Below are 5,172 nucleotides of genomic sequence, written 5' to 3' on the forward strand. Positions count from 1 at the left end.
GCGCACCAGCGCCGACACCGCACGCTCGGGGTACGGGTACGACGGGATGGAACCCCGCGAGGCCACGCCGGACTCGTCGGTGATGGTGAGCCCCTCGGGCAGTCCCTCGCCGGCGAGGAAGGTACTCACCACCGGCTTGGAACTGTCGGCCGCCGCGGCACGGATGGCCTCGGCGTAGGCATCGGGCTCGGTGGCCACCGGTGGCACGAACACCGTCAGCACCGAGTCCACCTCGTCGCGGGCCACCACGTCGGCGATCGCGGCCCGGAAGTCCTCGGGTAGCGCTCCCGCGCCCAGGTCGACCGAGTGCGCCACGGTGAATCCCTGCAACCGCGCGGAGTCCCCGCCCAGTCGGCCGACGGCGGTCGAGTTCCCGACGATCGCCAGACGGCCGCCCGCCGGCAACGGCTGATAGGCGAGCAACGTCGCCGTGTCGAACATGTCGGTGATGGAGTCCACCTGGATGAGCCCGGAGTCGCGGAACAGTCCGCGGATGGCCGAGGCGGTCAGACCCTGCACTCCCGATTCCAGGTCGTCGACGGCCCGGCGCACCACCACCACCGGCTTGTTGCGGGCCACGCGGCGCGCGATCCGCGAGAACTTGCGGGCGTTGCCGAAACTCTCGAGGTAGAGCAGGACCACCTCGGTCCCGGTGTCGGTATCCCAGTACTGGAGCAGATCGTTGCCGGAGACGTCCGCACGGTTCCCCGCGGAGACGAATGTCGACAGTCCCAGACCCCGGCGGGCGGCGGCGGCGAGGATCGTGATCCCCAGGGCACCCGACTGACAGAAGAACCCGGCCCGACCCGGCCCCGGGACCACCTCGGCGAGGGTGGCGTTGAGCTGGACGTCGGGGGAGGTGTTGATCACCCCGAGGGCGTTGGGCCCCACCACCCGCATCCCGTGGGCGCGGGCCTCGCTCACCAGGCGACGTTCGGACACCACTCCGGCGCTGCCGACGTCGGAGAACCCGGCCGAGATCACGACGAGGGTCGAGACCCCCTTGGACAGGCAGTCGTCGAGCACCTCGGACATGGACGCGGCCGGAACCGCCACCACGGCCAGGTCGACCGGGTCGGGGATGTCGCGGACGCTGGCGTAGGCACGGACCGACTGCACGGAGGTCGCATCGGAGTTGACCGGGTACACCGGGCCGGAGAACCCGTTCCCGATGAGGTTGCGCAGGACCGTGTGGCCGATCTTGCCGACCTGGTCGGAGGCGCCGATGACCGCCACCGAGGCGGGGGTCAGGACCCTCGCGAGGCTGCGCGCCTCGGCCGCGGTCTCGCGGGCGTTACGGACGTTGGTCAACGCCTCGGTGGGGTCGATCGCGAACTCGAGATGCAGGGTTGATCCATCGAAGGAGCGCGAGATCTCGTACCCCGCCCGACGGAACACCTGGATCATCGACCGGTTCTCCGAGAGCACCTCCGCCTCGAAGTGGTCGATCCCGCACTCGGCGGCGGACCCCGCGAGATGCTCGAGGAAGATCGATCCGAGCCCCCGGCCCTGGTGCTGGTCCGAGATGGTGAACGCCACCTCCGCGAACGTCGAGTCCGGGAGCCTCTCGTAGATCGCCATCCCGATGATCTCCGCGCCCAGTTCCGCGACGAACGCCATCCGGTCGCGGTAGTCGACGTTGGTCATCCGCTGCAGTTCCTTGGCCGACAGGACGTCGTGGGAGCCGAAGTAGCGCAGGTAGCGGGTCCGCTCGGAGAGGCTGGCGTGGAAGCGGGTGATCTTCTCGGAGTCGTTGGGCAGGACCGGCCGGATCCGCACCGCCCGGCCGTCGGAACCCAGGACATCCGCCGCCCACTCGTGTGGATAGCCCTCCGGATAGTCGTCGACCGCCGTGTCGGTGGAGGCGTGTTCTGGCGGGTTGACGACCGGCGCGTCACCCTCGGGGGCGCCGCCGTCGGTCGTTCCGTCACCGGGGTTGGCCATCGTGGTCCTCCATGAGACAACTGTTGTGAATGGTGGGCACCCGCGACGCGGGGGTGGTGCGGTCAGTCCCGGGGATCGTCCGGGTCGAGTCCGAGCAGGGGGTACACCGAGCGGCGGGTGTCGAGGATCGACTGGTCGAGTCGGGCCAGTGTCCGGTCCACCTCTCCCCCACGATCGGCACCGGCGGGCTCCCAGGGCGTGTGCGCGGGATCTCCGCCGTCACTCATCGTCTGCGGGACCCTGTCCGGAACGGTGAACCGGGCGGCCATGGCCTTCCACTCCTCCGGTACCCGGGTCCCCGGATCCACGGGGACGCCGAGGACGGCGGCGATGAGATGGGTCCACGATCGCGGGACCACCCGGACCAGCTCGTAGCCCCCACCGCCGATGGCGATGATCCGCCCCTCGCAGAGCTCGTCCGCCAGTGCGATGAGTCGGAGGTAGGACTCGCGGTGCCCGTCGACCGTGAGGGACAGGTCGGCGAGCGGGTCCTCGCGGTGCGAGTCGCATCCGGCCTGCATGACGATGATCTGTGGCTCGAAGGCCCGCAGGACCCCGGGAACGACCGCGTGGAACCCGCGCATCCACAGCCCGTCGGTGACCGCCGGCAGGAACGCCAGGTTGACCGCGGTCCCCTCCGCGCGGCCCACCCCCGTCTCCGATGCCCAGCCCGTCGACGGCCACAGGGTCGCCGGGTGCTGGTGCAGGGACATGGTCAGCACACGCGGATCCTCGTAGAAGGCGGCCTGGACACCGTCCCCGTGGTGGACGTCGATGTCCACGTAGGCGATGCGGTCGTACCCGTTGTCGAGCAACCAGCTGATGGCCACCGCGGCGTCGTTGTAGACGCAGAAGCCGGCGGCGGCCGCGGGCATGGCGTGGTGCATGCCGCCGGCCACGGAGACCGCCCGCGTCGCGGCGCCACTGGCGATCGCCCGCGCTGCGGCCAAGGTTCCTCCGGCCACCGCGGCGCTCGCCTCGTGCATGCCCGGAAACGTCGGGTTGTCCGCCGTGCCGAGACCGTGGCTCATCCCGAAGTGCTCCCCGGGCGGCAGGTCGCCGGCCGCCCTGACGGCGCCGATGTAGCGGGACGTGTGGACGCGGAGCAGCTCCTCGTCGCTCGCCCACCCGGGGTCCAGCATCTCGACGCCCTGCAGGACCCCCAGTTCCGTGGCCAGCGACATGGTCAGATCGAGTCTGCGCGGACTCATCGGATGATCGGCGGAGTGCCGGTACTCCATCAGCGAGGGACTCCACACCACCGCGGCCGCGACGCCGTCCCGGATACCGGCCATTGCCACCCGTCCTCCCCTCGCACCGGGACGCTCCCGGCGGCCCACATCCGGTGGGAACACCGAGATGCGCGCCCCACGAATCTACGCGGCGGGACCCGAGCCGACCCCCGATTGCCCGCTCCCCACCCCGGTTCGAGGCCCGGCGGTAGTCTCGACCGTGAACCCGGAGGGGACCGTCGACCACCGGGAGCGACTACCTGCGACGATCCGACGTGGAGGATTCAGCGTGAAAGACCTGGTGGACACCACCGAGATGTACCTCCGCACCATCTATGAGCTCGAGGAGGAGGGAGTCATCCCACTCCGGGCCAGGATCGCGGAGCGACTCGAGCAGAGCGGTCCGACCGTGAGCCAGACGGTCGCGCGGATGGAACGCGACGGCCTCGTACACGTGGCGCCCGACCGTCACCTGCAGCTCACGACGACCGGCCGGGATCTGGCCGTGGACGTGATGCGTAAGCACCGGCTCGCGGAGCGACTGCTCGTCGATGTGATCGGGTTGGAACTGGAGAAGGTCCACGCCGAGGCGTGTCGATGGGAGCACGTCATGAGTGACGACGTGGAGCGTCGCCTCATCGAGGTACTCGACGACCCGAGGACGTCACCGTACGGCAACCCCATTCCAGGGCTCGACCGGATCGGCTACACCTCCCAGATGGCCAACGATCGCGCGTTCACCCGCCTGTCGGCGCTGGACACGGACATCCCGCACAGCGTCCGGATCCAGGCGATCGGCGAGAACGTCCAGATCGACACCGACCTCATCTCCGAGCTCCGCGCGCACGGTGTGGAACCACTGCGGACCGTGACCGCGACCCGGCGGGGCCACCTCGTCGAACTCGACTCCGGTGACGGTCACACCGTGGAACTCGACGGCGACCACGCGCACGCGATCCAGGTCGAGATCCTCCCGTGAAGCTCCTCGTCACCGGTGGGGCGGGTTACGTCGGCGGGGTCTGCGCGACCGTGCTCGTCGAGCGCGGACACGAGGTCGTGGTCCTGGACGACCTCTCCACCGGCAACAGGTCGGGCGTCCCCGCGGAGGCGACGTTCATCGAGGGCGATGTCGCCGCGCTGGCGGGCGAGGTCCTGGACCCGGGATTCGACGGGGTCTTGCACTTCGCCGCCCGGTCCCTCGTCGGGGAGTCGGTGGAGAAGCCCGCGGAGTACTGGCAGGGCAACGTCGTGACCTCCCTCGCGCTCCTCGACGCGATGCGCGCCGCCGACGTCACCAACCTCGTCTTCTCGTCCACCGCGGCGACCTACGGCGAGCCGGAGCAGATCCCGATCACCGAGGACATGCCCACCCGGCCCACCAACACCTACGGCGCCACGAAACTGGCGATCGATCACGCCATCACCTCGTATGCGGTGGCCCACGGGCTCGCCGCCACGAGTCTGCGCTACTTCAACGTGGCCGGCGCCCACGGTCCGGTGGGAGAGAACCGGGTCGTCGAGACCCACCTCATCCCGCTGGTCCTGCAGGTGGCCCTGGGACACCGATCCGACATCAAGGTCTTCGGCGACGACTGGCCCACCCCGGACGGGACATGCGTCCGCGACTACATCCACGTCGCCGACCTCGCCGACGCGCACCTACTGGCCCTGGAGTCCAACCGACCCGGCGTCCACCGTGTACTCAACCTCGGCAGCGGGGAGGGCTTCTCCGTCCGCGAGGTGATCGACGTGTGCCGCGAGGTCACCGGGCACCCGATCCCGGACGTGGTCGCACCGCGGCGCGCCGGCGACCCCGCAGTCCTGGTGGCCTCCAGCGAGAAGGCGATGACCGAGTTGGGGTGGACCCCCACCCGGACCGACCTGCACACGATCGTCCGCGATGCGTGGGCGTTCACCTCGGCCCTGGGTGATCGGGCGCACTCCGCCCCGCGGTAGTCCCGGGCCGGCGCGGGCGGGAGCGCCCCGACCGCGCCGG

The 5,172-nt window shown here is 70.3% G+C and carries 4 protein-coding genes; 2 read left to right on the forward strand and 2 right to left on the reverse strand.

What is annotated here, in order from left to right; all coding sequences use genetic code 11:
• Together G6018_RS15465 and G6018_RS15470 are read right to left on the reverse strand one after the other, a co-directional pair.
• The coding region (locus tag G6018_RS15465; protein ID WP_182640096.1) for a GNAT family N-acetyltransferase at window positions 1–1,944 on the reverse strand (1,944 nt) is incomplete at its 3' end.
• 62 nt (window positions 1,945–2,006) lie between these two features.
• Window positions 2,007–3,239, reverse strand: a complete 1,233-nt coding sequence (locus G6018_RS15470) for an acetoin utilization protein AcuC (RefSeq protein ID WP_182610773.1) — start codon at window positions 3,237–3,239, stop codon at window positions 2,007–2,009.
• A gap of 226 nt (window positions 3,240–3,465) precedes the next feature.
• On the opposite strand from G6018_RS15470, the gene G6018_RS15475 reads away from it, so the two are divergent.
• On the forward strand, window positions 3,466–4,155 hold the full coding sequence (locus G6018_RS15475; protein WP_179525206.1) for a metal-dependent transcriptional regulator: 690 nt from the start codon (window positions 3,466–3,468) through the stop codon (window positions 4,153–4,155).
• A complete protein-coding gene (gene galE, locus G6018_RS15480; protein WP_182610774.1) occupies window positions 4,152–5,132 on the forward strand; it encodes a UDP-glucose 4-epimerase GalE in 981 nt (326 codons plus the stop codon). Before G6018_RS15475 ends, galE begins: the two co-directional genes overlap by 4 nt.
• Window positions 5,133–5,172: the final 40 nt, after the last annotated feature.

Origin of the sequence: Dietzia sp. DQ11-44 (assembly GCF_014145205.1) — a bacterium.
Lineage (GTDB): Bacteria > Actinomycetota > Actinomycetes > Mycobacteriales > Mycobacteriaceae > Dietzia > Dietzia natronolimnaea.

Excerpts from the sequence above, each read along its gene's own strand:
- G6018_RS15470 (WP_182610773.1), bottom strand. The coding sequence starts at position 3,239 with ATGGCCGGTATCCGGGACGGCGTCGCGGCCGCGGTGGTGTGGAGTCCC.